The 23308-nt window shown below is 69.3% G+C and carries 22 protein-coding genes and 1 tRNA gene; 11 read left to right on the top strand and 12 right to left on the bottom strand.

What is annotated here, in order from left to right; translation table 11 throughout:
* Positions 1-5: 5 nt before the first annotated feature.
* The 5 genes from rho to FB464_RS04025 form a co-directional block, all read right to left on the bottom strand.
* Positions 6-2801 (bottom strand): transcription termination factor Rho, encoded by a 2796-nt coding sequence (rho, locus tag FB464_RS04045; protein ID WP_425472440.1) that lies wholly within the window; start codon positions 2799-2801, stop codon positions 6-8.
* 166 nt (positions 2802-2967) lie between these two features.
* Complete coding sequence (thrB, locus tag FB464_RS04040) at positions 2968-3945, bottom strand: homoserine kinase (RefSeq protein WP_116414993.1); 978 nt, start codon at positions 3943-3945, stop codon at positions 2968-2970.
* Positions 3942-5048, bottom strand: a complete 1107-nt coding sequence (thrC, locus tag FB464_RS04035) for a threonine synthase (RefSeq protein ID WP_211327372.1) — start codon at positions 5046-5048, stop codon at positions 3942-3944. Before thrC ends, thrB begins: the two co-directional genes overlap by 4 nt.
* Positions 5048-6394 carry a homoserine dehydrogenase gene (locus FB464_RS04030; protein ID WP_116414994.1) on the bottom strand — a complete coding sequence of 449 codons (1347 nt, stop codon included), beginning with the start codon at positions 6392-6394 and terminating at the stop codon, positions 5048-5050. Before FB464_RS04030 ends, thrC begins: the two co-directional genes overlap by 1 nt.
* Positions 6391-7971 (bottom strand): diaminopimelate decarboxylase family protein, encoded by a 1581-nt coding sequence (locus tag FB464_RS04025; protein ID WP_116414995.1) that lies wholly within the window; start codon positions 7969-7971, stop codon positions 6391-6393. The genes FB464_RS04030 and FB464_RS04025 overlap by 4 nt, the downstream gene beginning before the upstream one ends.
* Before the next feature lie 158 nt (positions 7972-8129).
* Here FB464_RS04025 and FB464_RS04020 point away from each other — a divergent pair, with 158 nt between their 5' ends.
* Positions 8130-8519, top strand: coding sequence for a hypothetical protein (locus FB464_RS04020; RefSeq protein WP_116414996.1), 390 nt, complete (start codon positions 8130-8132; stop codon positions 8517-8519).
* Positions 8520-8569: 50 nt separating this feature from the next.
* Here FB464_RS04020 and FB464_RS04015 read toward each other — a convergent pair whose 3' ends face one another.
* Genes FB464_RS04015 through FB464_RS04005 form a run of 3 tightly spaced genes read right to left on the bottom strand, consistent with a single transcriptional unit; the run spans position 8570 to position 11904 of the window.
* Positions 8570-9391 (bottom strand): LmeA family phospholipid-binding protein, encoded by an 822-nt coding sequence (locus FB464_RS04015; protein WP_116414997.1) that lies wholly within the window; start codon positions 9389-9391, stop codon positions 8570-8572.
* 9 nt (positions 9392-9400) lie between these two features.
* Entirely contained in the window at positions 9401-11062 is a 1662-nt protein-coding gene (gene argS / locus FB464_RS04010) for an arginine--tRNA ligase (RefSeq protein ID WP_116416606.1), read from the bottom strand.
* 47 nt (positions 11063-11109) lie between these two features.
* Positions 11110-11904, bottom strand: coding sequence for a transglutaminase-like domain-containing protein (locus tag FB464_RS04005; RefSeq protein WP_116414998.1), 795 nt, complete (start codon positions 11902-11904; stop codon positions 11110-11112).
* Positions 11905-11983: 79 nt separating this feature from the next.
* Between FB464_RS04005 and FB464_RS04000 the strand changes: the two genes are divergently transcribed.
* Together FB464_RS04000 and FB464_RS03995 are read left to right on the top strand one after the other, a co-directional pair.
* Positions 11984-12058 (top strand) — tRNA-Arg (locus FB464_RS04000).
* Between the two features lie 144 nt (positions 12059-12202).
* A complete protein-coding gene (locus tag FB464_RS03995; protein WP_116414999.1) occupies positions 12203-12706 on the top strand; it encodes a LysM peptidoglycan-binding domain-containing protein in 504 nt (167 codons plus the stop codon).
* Positions 12707-12724: 18 nt separating this feature from the next.
* Here the strand turns inward: FB464_RS03995 and FB464_RS19700 are convergent, their stop codons facing one another.
* Positions 12725-13288, bottom strand: a complete 564-nt coding sequence (locus tag FB464_RS19700) for a hypothetical protein (protein WP_170151917.1) — start codon at positions 13286-13288, stop codon at positions 12725-12727.
* Positions 13289-13532: 244 nt separating this feature from the next.
* Between FB464_RS19700 and FB464_RS03985 the strand changes: the two genes are divergently transcribed.
* The 3 genes from FB464_RS03985 (at position 13533) to FB464_RS19695 (ending at position 15538) form a co-directional block, all read left to right on the top strand.
* Positions 13533-14072, top strand: coding sequence for an RNA polymerase sigma factor (locus FB464_RS03985; protein ID WP_116415001.1), 540 nt, complete (start codon positions 13533-13535; stop codon positions 14070-14072).
* Entirely contained in the window at positions 14062-15156 is a 1095-nt protein-coding gene (locus FB464_RS03975; protein ID WP_170151918.1) for a hypothetical protein, read from the top strand. Before FB464_RS03985 ends, FB464_RS03975 begins: the two co-directional genes overlap by 11 nt.
* 205 nt (positions 15157-15361) lie before the next feature.
* Entirely contained in the window at positions 15362-15538 is a 177-nt protein-coding gene (locus FB464_RS19695; protein ID WP_170151919.1) for a hypothetical protein, read from the top strand.
* Between the two features lie 30 nt (positions 15539-15568).
* On the opposite strand, the gene FB464_RS03970 is transcribed toward FB464_RS19695, so the two are convergent.
* Positions 15569-16384, bottom strand: a complete 816-nt coding sequence (locus tag FB464_RS03970) for a gamma-glutamyl-gamma-aminobutyrate hydrolase family protein (protein ID WP_116415004.1) — start codon at positions 16382-16384, stop codon at positions 15569-15571.
* A 142-nt stretch (positions 16385-16526) separates the two neighbouring features.
* On the opposite strand from FB464_RS03970, the gene FB464_RS03965 reads away from it, so the two are divergent.
* The 5 genes from FB464_RS03965 to FB464_RS03945 all read left to right on the top strand — a co-directional run bounded on the left by FB464_RS03965 (position 16527) and on the right by FB464_RS03945 (position 21282).
* Positions 16527-17408 carry an arginase family protein gene (locus FB464_RS03965; protein ID WP_246092920.1) on the top strand — a complete coding sequence of 294 codons (882 nt, stop codon included), beginning with the start codon at positions 16527-16529 and terminating at the stop codon, positions 17406-17408.
* Between the two features lie 140 nt (positions 17409-17548).
* Complete coding sequence (locus FB464_RS03960) at positions 17549-18412, top strand: crotonase/enoyl-CoA hydratase family protein (protein ID WP_116415006.1); 864 nt, start codon at positions 17549-17551, stop codon at positions 18410-18412.
* A gap of 78 nt (positions 18413-18490) precedes the next feature.
* Positions 18491-20011, top strand: coding sequence for a dihydrolipoyl dehydrogenase family protein (locus FB464_RS03955; RefSeq protein WP_116415007.1), 1521 nt, complete (start codon positions 18491-18493; stop codon positions 20009-20011).
* A 3-nt stretch (positions 20012-20014) separates the two neighbouring features.
* Positions 20015-20398, top strand: coding sequence for a Fe-S oxidoreductase (locus FB464_RS03950; protein WP_246092919.1), 384 nt, complete (start codon positions 20015-20017; stop codon positions 20396-20398).
* Positions 20398-21282, top strand: a complete 885-nt coding sequence (locus FB464_RS03945; protein ID WP_116415008.1) for an SDR family NAD(P)-dependent oxidoreductase — start codon at positions 20398-20400, stop codon at positions 21280-21282. Before FB464_RS03950 ends, FB464_RS03945 begins: the two co-directional genes overlap by 1 nt.
* Positions 21283-21326: 44 nt before the next feature.
* Here FB464_RS03945 and FB464_RS03940 read toward each other — a convergent pair whose 3' ends face one another.
* Entirely contained in the window at positions 21327-21824 is a 498-nt protein-coding gene (locus FB464_RS03940) for an SIP domain-containing protein (protein ID WP_116415009.1), read from the bottom strand.
* 38 nt (positions 21825-21862) lie between these two features.
* Positions 21863-23290, bottom strand: coding sequence for an amidase (locus tag FB464_RS03935; RefSeq protein ID WP_116415010.1), 1428 nt, complete (start codon positions 23288-23290; stop codon positions 21863-21865).
* Positions 23291-23308 lie beyond the last annotated feature (18 nt).

Raw genomic sequence — 23308 nt, 5'->3', positions numbered from 1 at the left:
ACTGCCTACTCTCCGTGCGAGCCGTTGTGGCCGGTGGTGTGGCCGTTGGTGTGGCCGTTGGTGTGCCCGTTGCCGGTGCGACCCTCGGCCGGAGTGGTCTGCGGCATCGACTTCTGCACCTGCATGAGGAACTCGACGTTCGACGTCGTGTCCTTCAGCCGGCCCAGCACGATCTCGAGCGCCTGCTGCTGGTCGAGACCGGCGAGGGCTCGACGCAGCTTCCAGGTGATCTTCGTCTCGTCGACGCCCATCAGCAGTTCTTCGCGGCGGGTGCCCGAGGCGTTCACGTCGACGGCGGGGAAGATGCGCTTGTCGGCCAGCTGGCGCGACAGGCGGAGCTCCATGTTGCCGGTGCCCTTGAACTCCTCGAAGATCACTTCGTCCATCTTCGAGCCGGTCTCGACGAGCGCCGAAGCGATGATGGTGAGCGAGCCACCGTTCTCGATGTTGCGGGCCGCACCGAAGAACTTCTTCGGCGGGTACAGGGCCGCGGCATCCACTCCGCCGGAGAGGATGCGCCCACTGGGCGGCGTGGCCAGGTTGTAGGCGCGGCCGAGGCGGGTGATCGAGTCGAGCAGCACGACGACATCGTGGCCGAGCTCCACGAGGCGCTTGGCCCGCTCGATGGCGAGCTCAGCGACCGTGGTGTGGTCTTCGGCCGGGCGGTCGAAGGTGGAAGCGATGACCTCGCCCTTCACCGTGCGCTGCATGTCGGTGACCTCTTCGGGACGCTCGTCGACCAGCACCACCATGAGGTGGACCTCGGGGTTGTTGGTCGAGATCGCATTGGCGATCTGCTGCATGACGATGGTCTTGCCGGCCTTCGGAGGGGCGACGATCAGGCCCCGCTGGCCCTTGCCGATCGGGGCGACGAGGTCGATGATGCGCTGCGTCAGCTTGCCGGGCTCGGTCTCGAGGCGCAGGCGCTCCTGCGGGTAGAGCGGGGTGAGCTTCGAGAACTCGACGCGGTTCGCGGCCTCGTCGACGGGCAGGCCGTTGATCGACTCGACCTTGACGATGGCGTTGTACTTCTGGCGACCGTTGTTGTCGCCGTCCCGCGGCTGGCGGATCGAACCGACGACCGCGTCACCCTTCCGCAGGTTGTACTTCTTGACCTGGCCGAGCGAGACGTACACGTCGCTGTTGCCCGGCAGGTAACCGCTCGTGCGCACGAAGGCGTAGTTGTCGAGGATGTCGAGGATGCCCGCCACCGGGATGAGCACGTCGTCTTCGCTGATCTCGGGCTCGAGGTCGTCGCTGCCGTTCTGGCCGCGACGCTTGCGGTCGCGGTAGCGGTTGCGCGCGCTCCGGTCGTTGCGGTCGTTCGGGTTCTGGCGGTCGCCGCCGACGTTGCCGTTCAGCTCGTCGAGCTGCTGCTCGTCGTAGGTGTCCTGGTCGTTGCGGTCGTTCCGGCCCTGGTCGTTCCGGTCGCTCCGGTCGTTGCGCGGGCTCCGCTGGGAACCGTTGGCGTTCCTCTGGTTGTTATTGAGGCGGTCGCTGTTGGTGCGGTCGGCACTGCTGCGGTCGTTCTGGCGGTCGCCGTTCTGCGCGTTCTGGCCGCCCTGGGCGTTCTGGCCGCTCTGGGCGTTCTGGCTGTTCTGCGAACGGTCGCCCTGGTTGCCGGCGTCGCCGTTCTGGCCGCCCTGCTGGTTGCGGTCGCGGCGGTTGCGGCCACGGCCCTGGCGGGGCTCGTTCTGCGAGCGGTCACCGTCGCGGTCGCCCTGGTCGCGGTCGCCCTCGTCGGAGTCGCGGTCGTCCTCGTCGGAGCCACCCACGATCGGCAGGTTCGGCAGGATCGAGTCGGTGCGTGAACGGTCGATCGCCGGAGCGTCACCGTTCGCGGCGTCGCGGGCGGCCTGGGCTGCACGCTGGGCGCGGGTCAGACGCGGGGTGCGAACCTGGCGCTCGGAGCGGGAGGACTCTCCGCCACCCTGGGCCGCGTTCTCGGCGACGAAGTTGTCGATCGCCGAGTCGATGACCGAGGAGGGGTCGAAGGCGGTGGATGTCGCGGGGACATCGGCAGCGGTGCCGCTCGTGTCGGTACCACGTGTGTCGGTGCCGGTCGAGTCGGTACTGCTCGGGCCGGTGCTGCTCGTGTCGGTGCTGGGGTCGGATGCCCCGGCAGCGACGGTCTCGCCTCCGGAACCGGCGCGGCTGCTGGAACTGCGGCGGCTGCCACGGCCCCGGCGGGGCTCCGAAGCCTGCGCTGCGCTGGCGTCGTCTGCGGTGGCGTCTTCTGCTCCGGACTGCGGAACGAGGGGCGCGTGCTCCTCGGCGCCGGCGTTGACGTGCTCGACCGCCGGGCGGCGACCCGATGCGGCCTGGCCCGATGCGTTCTGGCCTGATGTGGTCTGGGGTGCGGCAGCGGTCTGGGGCGCAGCAGCGGCGGCCACCGGCTCGGCGGGAGCCGAGGTCGGGTCGGCCGAGGTGACGCGGCGCGACGCACGGCGGCGGGGGCTGGTCTGCGGGCCGTCAGCGACCGGAGTTTCAGCGACCGGCGCAGCCTCGGCGGCGGGCGCCGCTTCGGAGACGGCCGGTGCCGCGGTGACGTGCGCATCCGGAGCAGAGGCTCCGGTGCCCGCGTTGCCTGCAGCGGGGGCGATCTGGTCGGCGAAGCTCGGGGCCGACTCGGCGGCACCGGACTCGGCAGCACCCGACTGGGCAGCACCGGCCTGGGCGGCACCGATGGCGGCCACGAGGTCGCCCTTCCGGAGCTTCGATGCGCCGGGGATGCCGAGGCCGGCCGCGAGGGCCTGGAGGTCTGCGACGCGGAGGGTGGCCAGGTCTGCGGGGATTTCCACGCTGGGAACCTGGAGGTTGGTGTCAGTCACTGAGGTGATTTCCTTCCTCTGCCCACTCAGAACGGTGGCAGAAGAGCTGAAAGCATTTGGATGCCGTGAAAACGGACGGCTCTACAAATGCCAGCGGTAATGGGGAGGATGCGACCGGGGCTCGGAGCAAGAAGAACTAGTCGGCTTCGACCGGGTGCGCTATCACTGTAGCACCTTTGAAGTCCACGGCCAGTACCCGGGAATCCCAGGGTGTCGTCGATGCTTTCGCCACCAGGTCGACCGCCGCGAGGCGCTGGCCCGGGTCGCTGCAGAGCACGAGGATGCTGGGCCCGGCACCCGACACGACGGCCGGGAACCCTTCGGCGCGGAGCAGCCGGATGAGCCGGTCCGTCTCGGGCATGGCGGCGGCACGGTAGCTCTGGTGCAGTTTGTCCTCGGTCGCTGCGAACAGCAGTTCGGGGCTCTGGATCAGGGCTGCGATCAGCAGCGTCGAACGCGACACGTTGAAGATCGCGTCTTCGTGCGGCACGGTCGCCGGCTGGAGGCTCCGCGCGAGCGCGGTCGACATCGTCGCCTGCGGCACGAGCACGAGGGGCGACACACCGCGGTGCACGATCAGCTTCTTGAACTGGGGGCCCTCCGGCGTGACCCAGGCGATGGTCAGGCCGCCGAACAGGGCGGGCGCGACGTTGTCGGGATGCCCTTCCAGCTCGGTCGCGCGGGCGAGGAGGCCGAGCGCGTCGATCTCGACGATGCCGGCGAGCAACCCCTTCGCGGCCATGATGCCGCTCACGATGGCGGCACCGGATGATCCGAGCCCCCGCCCGTGGGGGATGGAGTTCCGCGCGATGAGGTCGAGGCCCGGCAGGGGCTGGCCGTAGGCGGCGAAGGTGTGCGCGATCGAGCGCACCACCAGGTTGGACGCGTCGGTCGGTACCTCGCCGGCACCGACACCCCGGACATCCACCGTCGCACCGGGCTCGTCTCGCACGGTGACCGTGAGCTCGTCGTAGAGCGAGAGGGAGAGTCCGAGGGTGTCGAAGCCCGGGCCGAGGTTCGCCGAGGTCGCCGGGACCCGCACCGACACGCTGGTGCCGGTCGGGATCGTACCGGAGGTGCTGCCCGCGGGCTGCACCACGCCCGGCTCGCTCATGCGGTCGCCTTGCTGAGACCGAGGACTCCCGCGATCTCGGGAACGTCGACCGGCACGACGGTCGGCGTGATGTCGCTGCCGTCGGCCGTGCGGAGCGCCCACTGGGGGTCTTTGAGCCCGTGGCCCGTGACGGTGAGCACAACGGTCGCACCGGCCGGGATCGCCCCGGCGTCGGCACGCTCGAGGAGACCGGCCACGCTGATCGCCGACGCAGGCTCGACGAAGATGCCGACCTCGGCCGACAGGATGCGGTGCGCTTCGAGGATCAGCTTGTCGCTGATCGCTCCGAAGTAGCCGTCGCTCTTCTCCCGCGCCTCGATGGCGAACGCCCACGAGGCGGGGTTGCCGATGCGGATGGCGCTGGCAATGGTCTCGGGGTTCTTCACGACGTGGCCGACCACGATCGGCGCACTGCCGGCGGCCTGGAACCCGAACATACGCGGCAGCTTCGTCGTGGCACCACGCTCGAGCTCTTCGCTGTAGCCGCGGAAGTAGGCCGTGTAGTTACCCGCATTGCCGACCGGCACGATGTGGATGTCGGGCGCATCCTGCAGCACCTCGACGACCTCGAACGCGGCCGTCTTCTGGCCCTCGATGCGATCGGGGTTCACCGAGTTGACGAGGTGCACCGGGTAGTTCGCGGCGAGCTCGCGGGCGATGTCGAGGCAGTCGTCGAAGTTGCCCTGCACCTGCAGGAGCTCGGCGTCGTGCGCGATCGCCTGGCTGAGCTTGCCCATCGCGATCTTGCCCTCGGGGACGAGCACGGCCGCCTTGATGCCGGCGTGCGTCGCGTATGCGGCCGCCGAAGCGGAGGTGTTGCCGGTCGACGCGCAGATGACGGCCTTCGCGCCGTGCTCGACGGCCTTCGAGATCGCCATCGTCATGCCTCGGTCTTTGAAGGAACCGGTCGGGTTCATGCCCTCGAACTTGACCCAGACCTTGGCTCCCGTGCGAGCAGACAGCGCGGGAGCGGGGATGAGCGGAGTGCCACCCTCACCGAGCGTGATGATCGGCGTCGCCTCGGTGATGTTCAGCCGGTCGGCGTACTCGTGCAGCACGCCTCTCCACTGCCGGGACGGGATGCGGGGACTGTTCGGGGACACTAGGCTCCTTCAACTCTCATGACGGACGTGACGCTCGCGACGGCGGTGTTGCCGCCGAGGGAGGCGGCGGTGGCCGCGAGGGCCTCCTCGCTCGCCCTGTGCGTGACAATGACTAGGGTAGCGGTCTGGGGATCGCTGGTCGGCGAGGCGACGGGGCCAGCCGCGGGAAGCACCGGTGCGGCCGACTGTTCGAGCGTCTCGACCGAGACGTCGTGGTCGCTGAAGATGCCGGCGATGGTGGCGAGCACACCGGCCTGGTCGATGACCTCGAGGGTGATCTGGTATCGCGTCTGCACCTTGCCGATGTCGACGACCGGCAGGTAGGCGGTGAACGACTCGCCCACACCCGGCCCGCCCGCGACATGCCGCCGGGCTGCCGACACGAGGTCGCCGAGAACCGCGGATGCCGTCTCGAGCCCACCCGCCCCCGCACCGTAGAACATCAGGTCCCCGGCCGCCTCAGCCTCGACGAAGACGGCGTTCTTGGCACCGTGCACCGCCGCGAGCGGGTGGAGCCTCGAGACCAGTGCCGGGTGCACCCGGGCCGAGATGCCCTCCTCGCCGGTGACCGGATCCACCACCCGTTCGCAGATCGCGAGCAGCTTGACGACGTAGCCGGCCCGGCGCGCGCGCTCGACCTGGGCGGCGGTCACCGAGGTGATGCCCTCGCGGTGCACGGCCTCGACCGGCACGGCGGAATGGAAGGCGAGGCGGGCGAGGATGGCCGCCTTCTGCGCCGCGTCGAAGCCCTCGATGTCCGCAGTGGGGTCGGCTTCGGCGTAGCCCAGGGCGGTCGCGGTGGCGAGGGCCCGTTCGAGGGTGTCGCCGTCGACATCCATCCGGTCGAGAATGAAGTTCGTCGTACCGTTCACGATGCCGAGGATGCGCTTGACCCGGTCACCGGCCAGGCTGTCGCGGAGCGGGCGGATGATCGGGATCGCTCCCCCGGCGGCCGCCTCGTAGTAGAGCTGTGCGCCGACCTGCTCGGCCGCCTCGAAGAGTTCGGTGCCGTGCAATGCGAGCAGGGCCTTGTTGCCCGTCACGACGTCGGCACCCGAGTTCAGCGCCTCGAGGATGTAGCTGCGCGCCGGCTCGATGCCGCCCATCAGCTCGATCACGATGTCGGCGGAGAGGATGAGCGACTCGGCGTCGGTGGTGAACAGCTCCTTCGGCAGGCTGACGTCCCGCTCGGCATCCACATCCCGCACCGCGATGCCGACCAGCTCAAGGCCCGCGCCGACCCGCGAGGCGAGCTCGTCGCCGTGCTCGAGCAGCAGCTGGGCGACCCGGGAGCCGACGCTGCCCGCCCCGAGGAGGGCGATCTTGAGGTTGCGGTATTCGATCATGAGACTCTCTGTGATGTCTGGTCCTGGGCTGTCGGGCCCTCTGCTGCTGTCGGTTCCGGTGCTGGCGAGGCCTCTGCCGTTGTGGCCTTGCGGGTTGCTGCTCCGATGGCCGGGTCGCGGGCGAGCAGATCGTCGATCGTCTCTCCGCGCATGATGAGCCGCGACATCCCGCCTTCCACCGCGACGACGGCTGGACGACCCAAGTAGTTGTAGTTGCTCGACAGCGACCAGCAGTATGCCCCAGTCGCCGCGACGGCGAGAGTGTCGCCGGGCCGCACGTCACCCGGGAGATAGTCGGCGTACACCACGATGTCACCGCTCTCGCAGTGCTTGCCCGCGATGCGCACGAGGGCCGGGTCGTCGTTCGAGACGCGGTTCGCGAGGCGCACGGTGTAGTCGGCGCCGTAGAGGGCGGGCCGGGCGTTGTCGCTCATGCCTCCGTCGACGCTGACGTAGGTGCGGACGGCCGTGGGGGTGTGGATGCCCGTGGTGTCGGTGTGGGTCGGCATGTCTGTGTGGGTCGGCATGTCCGTGTGCGTCGGCGTCGCGGGCTCCCCCGCGTTCACGCTCACCGTCACCGGCTTGACCGTGCCGACGGTGTAGAGCGTCACGGTCGACGGGCCGATGATGACCCGGCCGGGCTCGAAGGCGAGATGCGGCACCGCGATGCCGAGCCCGAGGCACTCCGCTCCGACGATGTCGGCGATCTGCCGCGCGAGCACGTCGACCGGCGTGGGGTCGTCGGCGCTCGTGTAGGCGATGCCGAAGCCTCCGCCGAGGTTCAGTTCGGGGATCTCGCCCCCCGCGAGCAGCTCCGCGTGGAGCGCCAGCAGCCGGGCTGCCGACTGCTCGAAGCCATCGGCACCGAAGATCTGCGAGCCGATGTGGCAGTGCAACCCGAGGAACTTCAGGCTCGGGTGGCTCCGGATGCTCGCCACCACGCCCGGGGCCTCGGCCAGGCTGATGCCGAACTTCTGGTCTTCGTGGGCGGTGGCGAGAAAGTCGTGGGTGTGCGCGTGCACCCCACTGTTCACGCGGAGCCGCACCGCCTGCACGCGGCCGTGGCCGAGGGCGGCCGCGGCGATCCGCTCCACCTCGATCGGTGAATCGACGACGATCGCCCCGATGCCCGCCTCGACAGCGGTGTCGATCTCGGCGACGGACTTGTTGTTGCCGTGGAAGCCCATCCGGACGGCGGGCACACCCGCGGCCCGCGCGACGGCGAACTCCCCCGCACTGCAGACATCGACGCTCAGGCCCTCGCCGGTCATCCATTCGGCCACCGTCGCCGTGAGGAACGCCTTGGCGGCGTAGTAGACGGTCACGCCGGTGCCGATCCGGGCGCACTCGCGTTCGAACGCCTCCCGGAAGCCGCGGGCACGGGCACGGGCGTCGGCCTCGTCGACCACGTAGAGAGGAGTGCCGAACCGAGCGACGAGAGTGGATGCCGGCACTCCACCCAGGACCAGTTCGCCACCCTCGGCGCGGCCGGCGTTCACGGGCCAGACCGAGGCGGGGAGATCGTTGGCGTCTTCCGGCTGCGTCAGCCACGACGGCGCGAGCGGGTTGGCAGTCATCGGGGCACTTTCAGCGATTCGGGCAGCGCACGTCGTCGCTGGATGCTCGGGACAGGCGGAGGGTCAGCCGAAATTCTATCGGACGCGGCGGGACGACGTCGGCTCCCAGGCTTCGGGCGACACTTCCCTCGAACCGAGCATTCCTCTATACTGAGGATATGTCGATCCTGCGAACATCCCGCCCTGCATCACGTCCTGCACCCCGCTCTGCCCCCCGCCTCCTGCTCGGCCTGGTCATCGGGGCGTTCGTCGTCCCCGCGACGCTCACCGGGTGTTCCTTCGCGGTGAACTCCACGCCCACGATCAGCGCCGACGACTTCGCGAAACAGGTGGGCGACGCCGTCGTCGAGCAGTTGAAGGTGCCCCGCCCGATCGTCGACTGCGGCGACGATCCCATCGACGTCGTCGAGGGCAAGGTCGTGCACTGCGATTTCAGCGCCGAAGACGACCCCTCCGCCATCTATGACTCGCAGACCACCATCAGCGACGTGCACGGCACCGACTTCCACATCGACACCAAGATCGACGACGCCCCCAAGGCCGGCTGACCCGCGGGCCCGGCCCGCCCCGGCTCGCCCCGCCCCGCCCCGCCCACAAGCTAGGCGCAGGCGCCGGTGGTCCTCAGGGCGTCGGCCGAGAGCAGCAGGCCGGTTGCCTCGGCGGTCACCGTCACCGCGCCGGACGCCGGGGTGATCGACGTGAGCTGCACCCGCTCGGGAAGGTACTTCGCCACACAGATCGGCACGGGCTTCGAGACGATCGACTTGAGGGCACCCCCGACATCGATGGACGCCGACCCCGCAGACAGGGTCGCCCCGGTCGGGGTGAGCAGAACATCCGGCCCGCTCGGAGCGGCCGTCGCCGTCGCGTCGTAGCCGAAGGTCAGTCCGAGCACCTCGAACGAACCCGCGTAGCCGACCGTGCCGTCACCCAGCACGATCTGGTCCGACCCGGGCACCGTGAGGAACGAGTTCACGGCATCCTGCGACAGCGTCAGGCTGGCGGATGCCCGGGAGACCGGCTTGGTCTGGTCCGTCGGCACGCCGTGCGCCTCGACCGTTGCCGCAGCCACCGGCACTCCGCCCACCGACAGGTTCGTCGAGGACAGGGTGACGTCGTCGAAACGTCCCGCGAGGTACTGCTGCAGGAAGGATGTGCCGCCGATCGTGACCGAGACATCGCCCGTGACGTCTCCGGGCAGGTTCTGCAGGATGGTGTCCCGCACCTTTCCCTCGGCGTACGACCGCAGCGCGACATCCGCCACCACCACGGCGATCACCAGCAGCACGACAGCTGCCGCGACACCGATGATGACCTTCGTACGACGCCCCAGGGACGGGCGCGCCCGGGACGTTCCGGCAGGCGCCCCGCTCGCAGACGAGCCACTCACAGAAGGTCCACTCACGGGTGTCTCGCTCACGGCGGGCCGCTACATCCGGTCGGGCGCCGAGACGCCGAGCAGGGCGAGCCCGTTGCGGATCACCTGGCCGGTGGCGTCGTTCAGCCACAGCCGGGTGCGGTGCAGGTCGGTGACCGGCTCGTCGCCGAGCGGCAGCACGCGACAGCTCGCGTACCAGCGGTGATAGTGGCCCGCGACCTCTTCGAGGTACCGGGCGACACGGTGCGGCTCACGGAGTTCGGCCGACTGCGCGACGATGCGCGGCAGCTCCTGCAACGACCCGAGCAGCTCGGTCTCGGTCTCGTGGGTGAGCAGGCCCGGTTCGAACGCGCTGCGGTCGACACCCGCCGCTTCCGCGTTCTTCGCCACCGAGCGGGTGCGCGAGTGCGCGTACTGCACGTAAAACACCGGGTTGTCGTTCGTGCGCTCACGGAGCTTCTCACCGTCGAGGGAGAGCGGTGAGTCGGCCGGATACCGGGCGAGCGAGTACCGCAGGGCATCCGCACCCACCCAGTTGAGCAGGTCGTCGAGCTCGACGATGTTGCCCGCGCGCTTCGACAGTTTCGCGCCGTTCAGGTTCACGAGCTGGCCGATCAGCACCGTGATGTTGACGTCGGGGTCGTCTCCCGCGGCAGCCGCGAGCGCCTTCAGGCGCCCCACGTAGCCGTGGTGGTCGGCGCCCAGAAGGTAGATCTTCTCGGTGAAACCGCGATCCTTCTTGTTGAGGTAGTAAGCCGCGTCGGCCGCGAAGTAGGTCGTGATGCCGTTGCCGCGGGTGAGCACGCGGTCTTTGTCGTCGCCGAAGTCGGTCGTGCGCACCCAGACGGCGTCGTCCTTCTCGTAGACGTGGCCCTGCTCGGCCAGGCGCACGGCAGCGTCGTCGATCAGGCTCCTGCCGGTCTGGGGATCAGGCGCGTGCAGGCTGCGCTCGGAGAAGTAGACGTCGAAGTGCACATTGAAGTTCTCGAGCGACGTCTTGATCTCCTCGAGCTGCTGCAGGTAGCCGAGGTCGCGGGCGACGGCGACCGCATCATCGTGCGGCAGGGACAGCAGGTCGGGGGCCTTCTCGAGCACGTGCGCCGCGAGCGACTGGATGTACGCCCCCGGGTAGCCGTTCTCCGGTGTCGGCTCGCCCTTGGCGGCCGCGAGGATCGAGGCACCGAAGTTGTCCATCTGGTTGCCGGCATCGTTGATGTAGTACTCGGTCGTGACCTTCGCGCCTGAGGCGGTGAGCACCCGTGCGATCGCGTCGCCGAGCGCCGCCCAGCGCGTGTGGCCGAGGTGCAGCGGCCCGGTCGGGTTCGCCGAGACGAACTCCATGTTGACTCTCAGCCCCTCGAGCACCTTCGTGTGACCGTAGGCGTCACCCTGGTTCAGGATGCTGCGCACCACCTCACCGGCCGCGGCGGTGTCGAACGTGATGTTGATGAAGCCCGGCCCCGCGACATCCACCGCTCTGATGCCTTCGATGCTCTCGATTGCAGGGCGGAGTTCCTCGGCGAAGGCGCGGGGGTTGCTGCCGACGCGCTTGGCGAGCTTCATGGCGATGTTCGACGTCCAGTCGCCGTGGTCGCGGTTGCGCGGGCGCTCCAGCAGAACGTCGCCCATCGTGATCGTCACGTCGGAGCCGCGCTCGGCGAGCCGGGCGGTCACGATGTCGAACAGAACGCTGGAGAGGTCTTCGGGAGTCACGGGCACCAAGTCTATCCGGGTGTGCATACACCCGGATCGCGGCTCTGCTAGTGCAGCTGCACGAGCTCCCGGGTGTCATCGGTGGGCAGGGCATCCGCCGTCGCCGTCACTTCGAGCTCGTTCAGCCTCAGCCAGCCGCCGTGGTTGGTGAGGAAGGCCGTGTCGGCGGCATCCCGGCCCGTCGCGATGCGCACCAGGCTCTGCCGCGGGGCCAGAGCCGTCGCGTCGACGATGAACCACTCGCCGTCGACGAACGCCTCGGCCACGGCATGGAAGTCCATCGGGCTGAGCCCCGGCGCGTACACCGACACCAGCCGGGCGGGGATGTCGAGGCCGCGCAGCAGCGTGATCACGAGGTGCGCGTAGTCGCGGCAGACGCCACGCCGGCTGAGCAGGGTCTGAATCGCGCCGTCGGTCGGGAGGCTCGAACCCGGAACGTAGCTGAGCTTCTCCCCCACCCACGAGCTCACACTGTCGAGCAGCATCCGCCCCTGGAGCCCTGCGAACTCGCTTCGCGCCGTCGGCAGCAGCGTGTCGGACTCGCAGTACCGGCTCGGCCGGAGGTAGGTGATCAGGTCGTTCTTCGTCACCGGCGCCTGGGCCGAACTGCCCTCGACCACGGCCCAGTAGTTGAGCGTCAACCGACCGGCCTCGGCGTCGAACTCGTGCAACCGGGTTCCGTGCACGTCGAGGATGTCGACGGGGGTGATCGGATGCCCGTTCCAGACATACTCGACCGTCTCCGATCCCAGCTTCACGTTCGCTGCCGTGGCAATCGAGAACACGAGGTTCGCGGGGGCGTCGAGATCGCAGACGATGTGGGCGCTGACCGTTCGCTTCATACCGTCGATCCTGCCATGTTCGGAAGGGTGCCCTGCACGAGCGCCCTCCGGCCGGTGATAGTCTGTTCTCCGCACTCCTGGCCCCATAGCTCAGGGGATAGAGCACTGCCCTCCGGAGGCAGGGGCGGCAGTTCGAATCTGCCTGGGGCCACCACTGCTGGAAGCCCGGAACGACGCGCATCGCGCGGGTTCTGGGCTTCCGCTGTTTCCGGGTCGCGACCCTCGCGCTGCAGCGTTTCTGCTGTTGTCCTTGCAAATGAGGACTGCGTGACACCTGCGACCGGGAGAGTATGGAGGGGTGCTCCGATCCCCTTGGCGTCTCGTCGTTCCGGCCGTCGCCGTCGCGGTGATGCTGTCGGGATGCACGACAGAGATGAAGTTGAGTCCGGCTCCGACGCAGACCATCACCGTCACGGTGACTCCGACTCCGACTCCCACGCCCACGCCGACCCCGAGACCGACGGCGACCCTCGCCCCGGAACCCCCTCCTCCGCCGCCGCCTCCGACCCCGCCCAACGCGATGGGAGGCCAGACAGACGGCGGGAACACCCCGAGCACACCGGAGGTCGAGGACACGGGCCCGCAGTCCTACGCGGTGGGGAAGGTGCAGAAGCTCAACGACTACGAGTACCGGTACACCGTCGTGAAGGAAGACCAGGTGCTTGCGATCGCTTCCCGATTCAACCTGCAGGTCGCGGACGTCGTGCGGGTGAACTTTCCCTGCTCGGATCCGCTGAACGTGCAGCCCGGCGATGTGCTCGACATCCGGTGGCCTGTCGACACCGAACAGCAGGGATGCTGAGAGCGGCGGTCGCGGGTGCTAACCGAGGGCGTTCGAGCCGATGCCGAACGTGTAGGTCCAGCCGGTGTGGGCGTTGAAGACGTAGCTGTAGACCGGGAAGGTGACCGGGGCAGTCAGTGGAGAGCCGAAGGTCGCCATCGGCGCGTGGACGGTGAGCACCCAGACGGGCGTGGAGCTGGGCACGATGCCGATCACGCCCGTGCTGAGGAGTTCGTCGGCCTCACCGAGCGTCATCAGCCGGGCTCGCGACGGTGCGGTGGTCTCGGCAGCCGGCGCGTCGCCGAGCACCTGGCATTCCGGGATCAGCGGGCCAGAGGTCCGTGTGGCCGCGTCGGGCCCGTCGTAGGGCGGCACGATGGCGCAGTCGGCGGGATCGGAGGCGGCGGCTGTTGAGGCGGCACCGGTTGAGACGGCGGCCGTGACGGCGGCCGTGGAGGTCGAGGCCAGAGACGCGGGGGTCGAATCATCCACGGCGCGCGCGCCAGCGCCCGGCTGTGCAGCCGAGCCGACCACACTCAGCGCGCCCGCGGCGAGGAGGATGCCCGCTCCGAGGACGAGCGCCTGTCTGCGTCCGTAGCGCATGTCGACTTCTCTTCCGTCGGCCTCACCAGACTGTTTCTACGCGGCGTAGAAGAGGCTGTGTCCACCGTAGCGCGAGAGAGTCCTCAGCAACAGGGTCACGGGGCGACGAGCGTAGCCATCCGCTCGGCATCCCCGTAGAGGGCTCGTGACGCGGGTACGGACGGGACGGCAATCGACATCCATTTCGGCAGAGATGTGATTATCTGCGATGCTCGGACATCCTTGGTATGAGGGGGGTGCACGGATGACCGGGGTGGATGTTTCGGACCGCGAGCTGCTCGCGGGTTCGGTCGCAGGCGACCGCGGCTCGCTGGCGGCCATTCTCGCGCGCCACGCACGACCGGTGACCCGGTATGCCTGGGCGCTGGTCGGGAGCGCTGCCGACGCGGAAGAGGTCGTTCAGGACACGTTCCTGACCTGTTGGCGAAAGGCGGAGACCATCGACCTGGTGGATGACTCGCTGCTGCCGTGGCTTCTTGCGACCTGCCGGTACCTCTCGATGAACCTGAACCGGTCCCGCTACCGCCATTCGACCGAGGAACTGCCGGACGACCTCTTGGTCACCGACCACGACGGGGCGGCTCGCGAACGACTGCGCTGGGTGCGGGAGGAGATCGCACAGCTGACCCCCCTCGACCGACGCGTGACCGAACTCTGCCTCCTGGAGGGCCGGAGCTACGCCGAGGCCGCCGAGGAACTCGGTCTGAGTGTGGGCGCCGTTCGACAGCGAGTGTCGCGATCTCGGGGCAGACTTCGGAAGGCGGTGACCGACAATGAGGAATGAGCCTCCGGGCGGTGATGAACTGGACGATCTGGTCGCCAGGATGACCGCGAATGTGCTTGCGGCAGCAGGGCCCCGCGCCGAACAGTCTGCAGAGCTGCCAGGAGTGTTGCCCGAGGCGACACCGGTACCGCGGAGGCGCTTCCGGTTGGGCGCGGTGATCGTGGCAGGGCTGCTCGTCCTCGGAATCGGCGCTGCCGGCGGTGCACTGGCCCTGGGTTTCGGTCCGCAGGTCTTTCCCGTCGCCACTCCGACTCCCACCGCTACAACGACACCGACGCCCACCGTCACGGCCATGCCGACGGCGACCGCATCTGTTCCGCCTGTGGCGCCCGAGCCTGCCGTCCCGACCGTGTCCGTGGCGACGACCACGACCTTCACGGCGCCGAGCTGGGGTGACGGACTGACAGCGGATGTCTCGGGGCTCACACCGAACACCGACTATTCGGTGAGCACCGATGCGCGCTACCGGGGGGAGTCGAAGACCCCCGACGGCTACTTCTCTGCCTTCAGCTCACCGATCGCGTTCACGACTGACGCCGAGGGCGGTGCGACGGTCAGCTGGATTCCGGACGCCTTTCCCGAGAACTTCACCGACAGCCTCGAGAGCGGCTTCGTTCTCGGCACGTATGTTCGCGTCGACCCTGCCGGCGGGCCCGAGTCTGATTCGTCGACAGCGGGGTTCGCGGAGGCCATTGCCCTGAGCGAACCGCTCCCGATCGTCTATCTGCCGGAGAACCTCGTAACAGTCACCGCCCCGGCGTGCATAACGTCGGTTGATCTCGTCGGTGAAGCGGTCGGGCTGCCGGTGGAGCTGACGGGACTTGTTTCCGGCGAGTACGTCGTCGTGAAGTCCCGGCAGACGGACGGTGTCCAGAGCTACGGGTTCGCCGGCTACGGACGAGCCGACGAATCGGGCACTGCGCACATCGTGATGCACGGCAACACCGCCTTCTACCCTGTTTCGACGTCAGCCGACATCGCCCCCGGGCGGTGGGAGATCGTCGTCCTGGGCAACTACCGCGCCGTGTCTCCGGATGAAGCGGACCGCCCGTCGACGGAGCTTCAGGTCGGGGACTGCGCCTGATTGCCCCCCGTTTGGGGTCATCGGAACGCGATCTGACAATCCTGCCCGACGATTCCGCGACACGCCGGGCGAAATGGTGGAGGTCGCGGCAACACGCGGATCCGAGGCCCTAGATTGAGAGACGTACCACATGTCCCAGCGTCGGGTCAGACTGTTCGTTCGCCGCAGGGATCTCATCCATAGATCGACCTGTAAGGAGTACGAAATGGTTTCCGTCATCATCGTCACAGCCGTCGTGCTCATCGCCTGGCTGGTCGTCTCGCTGCCCGTCGCCCTCATGGTCGGGCGCATCTCCCGCGAGGCCGACCACGACAAGGCGAACCGTACGCCCGTCTCGGCCTTCCTGGCCGGTACCGGACAGATCGGCTCGATCACGCGCTGAGGCGCAGCCGCGGGTTCGACGCCGCGAGAGTCACGCGCTGAGGCGCACGGATCCCGTTCGCTCGCGCACGACCTCGGCGAGACCGGCGACCAACGCAGCGAGCTGGCCCTCGGGCGCACCCGGATCCTCAGGGTGGAACTGCACGCCGGTGATCGGCGCAGACACGTGCTCGACCGCCTCGACAGAACCATCGGGCGCCGTGCCGACGGCTGCAAGTCCACCGCCCACTCTGTCGATCGCCTGGTGGTGGGCGCTCTGCACGACGATCTGCTGAGATCCTAGAGTGCGCGCCAGCACACTGTCGGCGTCGAGGTGCACCGGATGCCCGGCCATCAGCTGCGGGATCGGCGCACCGAGGTTCTTGTGGATCGTATAGTCGCCGATGTCCTGCTGCAGGGTGCCGCCGAAGGCGACGTTGATGATCTGGTGGCCGCGGCAGATCCCGAGGAGGGGCGTGCCACGGGTGTAGGCCCGGCGCACGAGCGCGAGCTGGCCTTCATCGGCCGTCTCGAAGTGCTGGCCCTGGCCGGGGTACCGCTCCGCGCCGGCGTAGAAGCGGGGGGCGATGTCCTCGCCACCCATAATGACGACGGCATCGGCCGAGTCGGTGATCGCGAGCAGCTGGGCGGTGCCGACATCCGCGGCCCCGGTGCGGGTGACCCGGAAGCCGAGCGCCTCCGCTTCGGCGACCACCCGCGAGTTGAGGGTGTCGACGTAGGCGTGGTAGGCGGCCTCGCGCGGACGGAAGCGCGTCACCTCGACGACGGCGAGGTGGGGGCGCTGGTCGGGGCGGTTGTCGGTGCGGTTGTCACGACGCTGGTCGGTGCGCGGGCTCCTGCCGGTCATCCGTCCGCCTCCTGCCATGCTGTCGTGCGGCTGCGCGATGCGCCCCAGCCGTGCTGTCTGGCACCAGTCAAACCCAGACGACCGGGATGCGGCAACCGAACTGTAACGAAGCGAAACAGTACGGCCGTGCCACACTGGTTTCGTGCCCGCAACGTTTCTGATCGTTCCCGAATGGCAGGGCTCGGGTTCATCCCGTGCCATGCAGTTGATCGATGGTGCCGACGCCATCCACGGCGACCTGCCGCAGGCGGTCACGAGGCGCGTGGAGGTGCCGCTCGGCGCCGGCGAGAGCCTCGACAGCGGGGTCGCCCGGGTGAGCGCGATCATGAGCGTTAGGGACTCCGTCGAGATTGCCCTGGCGGCTGTCACGGCTCCGGATGCCCGGCAGGGCGACGAAGCACCTGGGATCGTCGTGACGATCGGTGGTGACTGCGGCGTCGAGCTCGCACCGATCGGAGCGGCGATGGGTCGAGCGGCCCGGAACGGCGGCACCCTGGCGGTGGTGTGGCTGGATGCCCACGCCGACCTGATGACACCCGGATCCCCCGTGCCCGGCGCCTTCTCGGGGATGGTGCTCCGCACGCTGCTCGGCGACGGCCCCGAACTGCTCGTGCCGGTCATCGACGAGACGCTCGATGCCACGCGGGTGGTGCTCGCGGGCGTGCGCTCGGTCGACGACGACGAAGAGGAGTTCATCACCCGGATGGGCATCCCGTGGGTGCCGGTCGACGAGCTGGGCGACGGCACGGCACTCGTGGCCGCCCTCGAAGGCACCGGCGCGACCGAGGTGTACCTGCATGTCGACCTCGATGTGCTCGATCCGGCGGAGATCGCCGCGCTCAGTTATCCGGAGCCGTTCGGGGCCAGCATGGCGACCCTCGTGGCGAACATCGTGGCGGTACGGCAGCGCTTCCCGCTGTCGGGGGCGGGCATCACCCAATTCGCGCCCTCGAGCCCCGACGCGGCATCCGACGACCTGTCTGCCGTGCTGCGCGTCATCTCCGCCCTAACCCGCACCCTCTAGCCCCCGCCGCTCCCCCGGACCTCCATCGAGTGGGCAGTTTGGGCCCCAAAATGCCGCGGTTGGGGCCCAAACTGCCCACTCGATGTAGGTGGGGACGGGATCGCAGGGAGGGGGGCCGGGAGGGCGGCTAGCATCGCAGGATGGATACGCGCATCATCGTCGAACGCCGGGGCCACGTGCTGCTGATGGGCCTGAACCGCCCCGAGAAGCGGAATGCCGCCGATTTTCTGATGCTGCAGGAGCTGGCGGCCGCCTACGGCGAGCTGGAGCGTGATGCGGAGCTGCGGGTCGGGCTGGTGTATGCGGTCGGCGACCACTTCACGGCGGGGCTCGACCTGGCCGACATCGGCCCGCGGATCGGCGGCGGCGCACCGCGCGGCGCGGGCAGCGGCACGGGCACCGACACAGCGGGCAGCGCCACCGACACTGGCGGCGACACCGCAGGCGGCGGCCTCGACTTCGTGTCCGAGGGCGGCATCCACCCCTGGCAGGTGGACGGCCAGCAGCTCACGAAACCGGTCGTGGTCGCCGTGCAGGGCACCTGTTTCACCCTCGGGATCGAACTCATGCTCGCAGCCGACATCTCGGTGGCGGCCGAGTCGACGCAGTTCGGGCAGCTCGAGGTCACCCGGGGCATCCTGCCGTTCGGCGGGGCGACCCTGCGCTTCCCGCGGGCGGCCGGCTGGGGGAACGCGATGCGCTGGATGCTCACCGGCGACGTGTTCGATGCCCGGGAGGCGCACCGGATCGGGTTGGTGCAGGAGGTCGTACCCGACGGGCAGCAGTTCGACCGCGCCCTCGCCCTCGCCGAGCGGGTGGCCGCGCAAGCCCCGCTCGCGGTGCAGGCGACCCTCGGGAACGCGCGCACGGCGGTGCGCGACGGTGACGCGGCCGCCGAGGCCGCGCTCCAGCCTGCCCTGGTCGCGCTGGCGGGCAGCGAGGACTCCCGGATCGGCATGGAGGCCTTCCTCACACGCAAGCCCCCGGTGTTCGTGGGACGTTGACCAGACGGCGCGGCTAGTCTGAAGCAACAACCCGCACGACGCCCTGGCACTGTGTCGGCACGCTGAAAGGATCCCCCCATGTCATCATCGGCCTCCTCCTCGGAAAGCACCTCCTCCGAGTCCACGTCGCCCGAGACCACGTCGCCCGGGACCACTTTCGACGTGATTGTGATCGGTGCCGGTGCCGTCGGCGAGAACGTGGCGGATCGCGCAGCGCAGGGCGGGCTCAGCACCGCTCTGGTCGAGGCCGAACTCGTGGGCGGCGAGTGCTCCTACTGGGCCTGCATGCCCTCGAAGGCGCTGCTCCGGAGCGGTGCGGTGCTGAGGGCGGCGAAGAAGGTTCCCGGGGCCCGCGAGGCCATCACCGGCGAGATCGACGTGCAGGCTGTGCTGGCCCGCCGCAACAAGACGGTCAACGACTACCAGGATGACAGCCAGGCCGAGTGGGTCGCGGGTGCCGGCATCACCCTGGTGCGCGGGCATGCCCGGTTCACCGGCGTGAAGACCCTGTCTGTGACGGATGCCCAGGGGAACGTCTCGCAGCTCACCGCCCGCCACGCCATCGTGGTCTCGACGGGCTCCGCCGCACTGCTGCCCGACATCCCGGGGCTCGCGGACTCCGCTCCGTGGACCAGCCGCGAGGCCACCTCCTCGCAGTCGATCCCGGCCCGGCTCGCCATCATGGGCGGCGGTGTCGTGGGGGCCGAGATGGCGACCGCCTACGCGACCCTCGGTTCGAAGGTCACGGTGCTCTCGCGGAGCGGACTGCTCAGCAACCAGGAGCCGTTCGCCGGTGAGATGGTGAGGGATGCGCTCGTCGAGCTCGGTGCCGACGTGAAGATCGGCGTCTCCGCGACCACGGTGAGCCGCGACGGCAGCGGCGGGGCGGTCACCCTGACCCTCGACGACGGCAGCGAGCTCGTGGTCGACGAACTGCTGGTCGCCACCGGGCGCGTGCCCAACACCGGCGACCTCGGGCTCGAGACGATCGGCCTCGAGGCGCACAGCTGGCTCGAGGTCGACGACACCCTGCTCGTCACCCCCGGTGACAACGGTGCACTCGACGGCGACTGGCTGTACGCGACCGGCGACGTCAACCACCGGGCGCTCCTCACGCACCAGGGCAAGTACCAGGCCCGCGCGGCCGGCGACGTCATCGTGGCCCGTGCGCTCGGCAAGCCGCTCTCGACCGGCCCGTGGGGTGCGCACGTCGCCACGGCCGACCACGAGGCGGTTCCGCAGGTCACGTTCACCGACCCGGAGGTCGCCTCCGTGGGCCTGACCGAGGCCGCAGCGAAGAAGGCCGGCTACACGGTGAAGTGCGTCGAGTACGACATCAGCTGGGTTGCCGGCGCCAGCGTGACGGCAGACGGTTATTCCGGCCGGGCGAAGATGGTGGTCGACGAGAAGCGCCAGGTCGTGCTGGGCGTCACGTTCGTCGGTCAGGATGTCGCGGACCTCCTGCACTCCGCGACCGTGGCGGTTGTCGGTGAGGTGCCACTGAACCGGCTCTGGCACGCGGTCCCCTCGTACCCCACCCTCAGCGAGGTCTGGCTGCGACTGCTCGAGACCTACGGCCGCGACGCGTCGAGCCACTGACCCGTGCTGCTCCGTATCCTGGCGGCCGTGCTCCGGCCGGTTCTGCTCTCCCCTCCGCTGGCGCGGGCCGGCTACCTCTATGCGACCCTCGTCGGTGTCGTCTGGGGGGCGGTGCTCAGCACCGGCCGGATCCGCCGCATCGAGGGGCTCTTCGTGTTCACCGGGGTACCCACCTGGGCGTTCTCCCGCGGTGGCAGCTGCATCGGCGGGGTCTACCTCACCGACGAGAATGCGGGGGCACGGGTGCTCGAACACGAGCAGTTGCACCGCCAGCAGTGGAAGAAGTACGGACTCACCTTTCCGCTCGTCTACTTCCTGGCGGGAACCGATCCTCTGAAGAACCGCTTCGAGGTCGAAGCCGGGCTCGAAGCGGGCGGGTACCGCTGATGGCCGGGCCAGCGATCGGCGATGGTCCGGAGGAGACATCCTCGGCGCGTGACCTGACCGGCAAGACCGTCGTGGTCACAGGTGGAAGCTCGGGCATCGGTCGAGCGGCCGCCACCGCGTTGGCCGCGCGGGGGGCCGAGGTCGCCGTCGTCGGGCGGAACCCCGAGCGCACCCGGAAGGTCGCCGACCAGATCGGCGGCACCGCGTTCCTCGCCGACTTCGACCGGTTCGCCGACATCCGGGAGCTGGCGGATGCCCTGCTCAGCCGCTACGAACGGATCGACGTGCTGGCTAACAACGCCGGCGGCCTGGTGAAGAGACGAGCCCTGACCGCGGACGGTCACGAACGCACGATCCAGTCGAACCACCTGTCACCGTTCCTCCTGACGGGCCTGCTCCTGCCGCGACTCGTCGAGAATGCGGCGTCGTCGCCGGTGCGCATCATCCAGACGGCCTCGGCGGCCAACGTTTTCGGGCGGGTACGACCGGGCGACCTCGATTTCCGGAACCGCCTGTGGCTCGGTGGCTGGCCGGCCTACTGCGCGGCGAAACTCGCGAACATCCTGTTCACGGTCGAGCTCGCCCGGCGAACGGCGGGCACCGGGATCGAGTCGTACGCCTTCCATCCCGGTTTCGTCGCGAGCTCGTTCGCGGCCGACACCGGGCTGATGAAGGTGGCGCACCTCGCGGGCAACGGCAACCTGGGGTCGAGTCCCGAGGAGGGTGCTGCAGGACTCATCCACCTCGCGTCGGTCGAGCAGACCGGCTCCCCGAGTGGAACCTACTTCGACGGGTTCAGGCCCAACGGCCGCACTTCGGCAGGCGCCAGGGACACGGCACTGGCGGCGCGGCTGTGGAGCGTGTCGGAGGCTGCGACGGCGTGAGACAACTCAGGCTGCGTCAGAAGACTCAGGCTGCGTGAGACAACTCAGGCTGCGTGAGAAGACTCAGACGGAGCGCTCGCGCCGAGCGTCTCGATGAGGGTCTGGCGGAGTTCGTAGATGCGGGTTCCGGAGCCTTCGACCCATGCCGTCAGTTCGCCGCCGTCACGCTCGGCGTCGCCGGTGCACATCTCGCTGACCCACGCCGTGACTGCACGCTCGAGGGCCTGGCCGTGGGCGCAGCGCCTCGACGTACCCGGGTTGCCGCTGCGGCTCTCGCGGGTGAGCCAGGCGACGGTGACCAGGTCGGGCGTCTGCAGCAGGGTTATCTCGTCTGCCGAGGCGACCTCGACGAACACCTGGCCGCGAGCCGAGTCGGAGAGTGTGCCGATCATGACGACCAGGGCGTCGAGGGATGTCTCGTCGGCCGCCAGCAGGATGCGCCCGCCGGCCGCCGGGCGACCGCTCCGCACCGAGACGGTCTTCGGGGCGGACAGTGCCGCCACGGCAGCCAGTGCTTCGGGGCCATTCGTCAGTACGCTCATTTGTCATAAGCATAGGCTTACCTAACCCCGTCTGCAAGCTACCAGACAGGTGGGTGGACGAGTTCCCAGCGAAGTCTCCGTTCGAGTTGCCTGGCGATCGAGAGGAGCGTCGCCTCCCCGCCCGGGCGCCCGATGAGCTGCACGCCGAGCGGGAGATGCGACGCCGTCTCCCCCACCGGCAGGGTGATCGCCGGCAGACCGCTGACATTCACGAACGAACTGAACGGGGCGTACTGCACCTGCTGTTCGAAGTTCCGTTCGGCATCATCGGGGTCGAACCAGCCCACCGGCCGCGGTGGTAGCGCGAGGGTGGGGGTCACGATGGCGTCGAACCCGGCGAACTGTCGGATGACCGACTTCTCGAACGCCGACAGAGTGGCCAGCGCGGAGGCGAGGTCTCCTGCGCCGAGCGACCGACCGCGGTGCATCAGCCAGCGCGTGAGAGGCTCGAGGAGGTGCTCGGTCGACGCGTCGGCCGGGATCGACGCAGCTCCCGCCTGCCAGATCGTGCGGAACGCCGGAGGGTACTCGGGGGACGGCTCGAATCGCAGCGTCTCGGTGCCGTGGCCGAGCGTCTGCAGCAGGTCGACGGTCTGGTCGAACGTCTCCCGGACCTCTGGGTCGAGGCGGATCTCGTAGGCCTCGTCCCAGGGCGAGTCGAGCATCACCCCGAGCTGGAAACGTCCCTCTCCACGGATCGCCGCCCCGAGGAACGGACCGTCGGTGTTCTCCGGCGCCCGGAGCGCGTAGGGCTGGCGCTGGGGAGCGCCGTTCGGGCTGATCAGTCCATCGAAGAGCAGTGCGGCATCCGCCACCGACCGCGCCAGCGGACCGCCGACCGGAAGACCCGCGAGAGAGCCGATCCCGGAGCCGGACGGAACCCGACCGCGCGACGGCTTCAGCCCGACGAGCCCGGTCGCCCCAGCGGGGATGCGGATCGAGCCACCCCCGTCGGAGCCGGGCGCGAACGGCAGCAGGCCCGCTGCCACCGCCACGGCGGCACCGCCGCTGGACCCCCCGGGGCCGAGCGCCAGGTCATAGGGATTGCGGGCGGGCGGGAAGACCCGGTTCTCGGTGTAGCCCGACAGGCCGTATTCGGGCGTCGCGGTCTTGCCGAGGCTCACTCCCCCGGCAGCGTCGAGGTCGAGAGCGGCCTCGTCGGAGACGTCGGGCTCGAAGTTCTCGAACAGTAGGCTGCCGAAGGTGGTGCGCACGCCCGCCCGCCGCACCAGGTCCTTGTCGCCGAAAGGCAGCCCCCAGAGCGTGGTCGTGCGCGGGACGTGCTCCTCCACGTGGCGGGCGCGCTCCCTGGCCCGCTCTGCTGTCACCTCATGGAAGGCTCCGATAATCGGATTCAGCCGCTCGATGCGGGCGAGATAGTGGTCGGTGAGCTCGACCACCCCGATGTCGCCCCGCTGGAGCAGACGCCACTGTTCGAGGGCGCTGAGATCATGCAGCTCTGCCATGTTCCGAGCCTAGCGACC

The organism is Subtercola boreus (assembly GCF_006716115.1).
Lineage (GTDB): Bacteria > Actinomycetota > Actinomycetes > Actinomycetales > Microbacteriaceae > Subtercola > Subtercola boreus.
The sequence above is the reverse complement of the archived record's forward strand: the minus strand, read 5'-3'. Positions and strand labels throughout refer to the sequence as shown.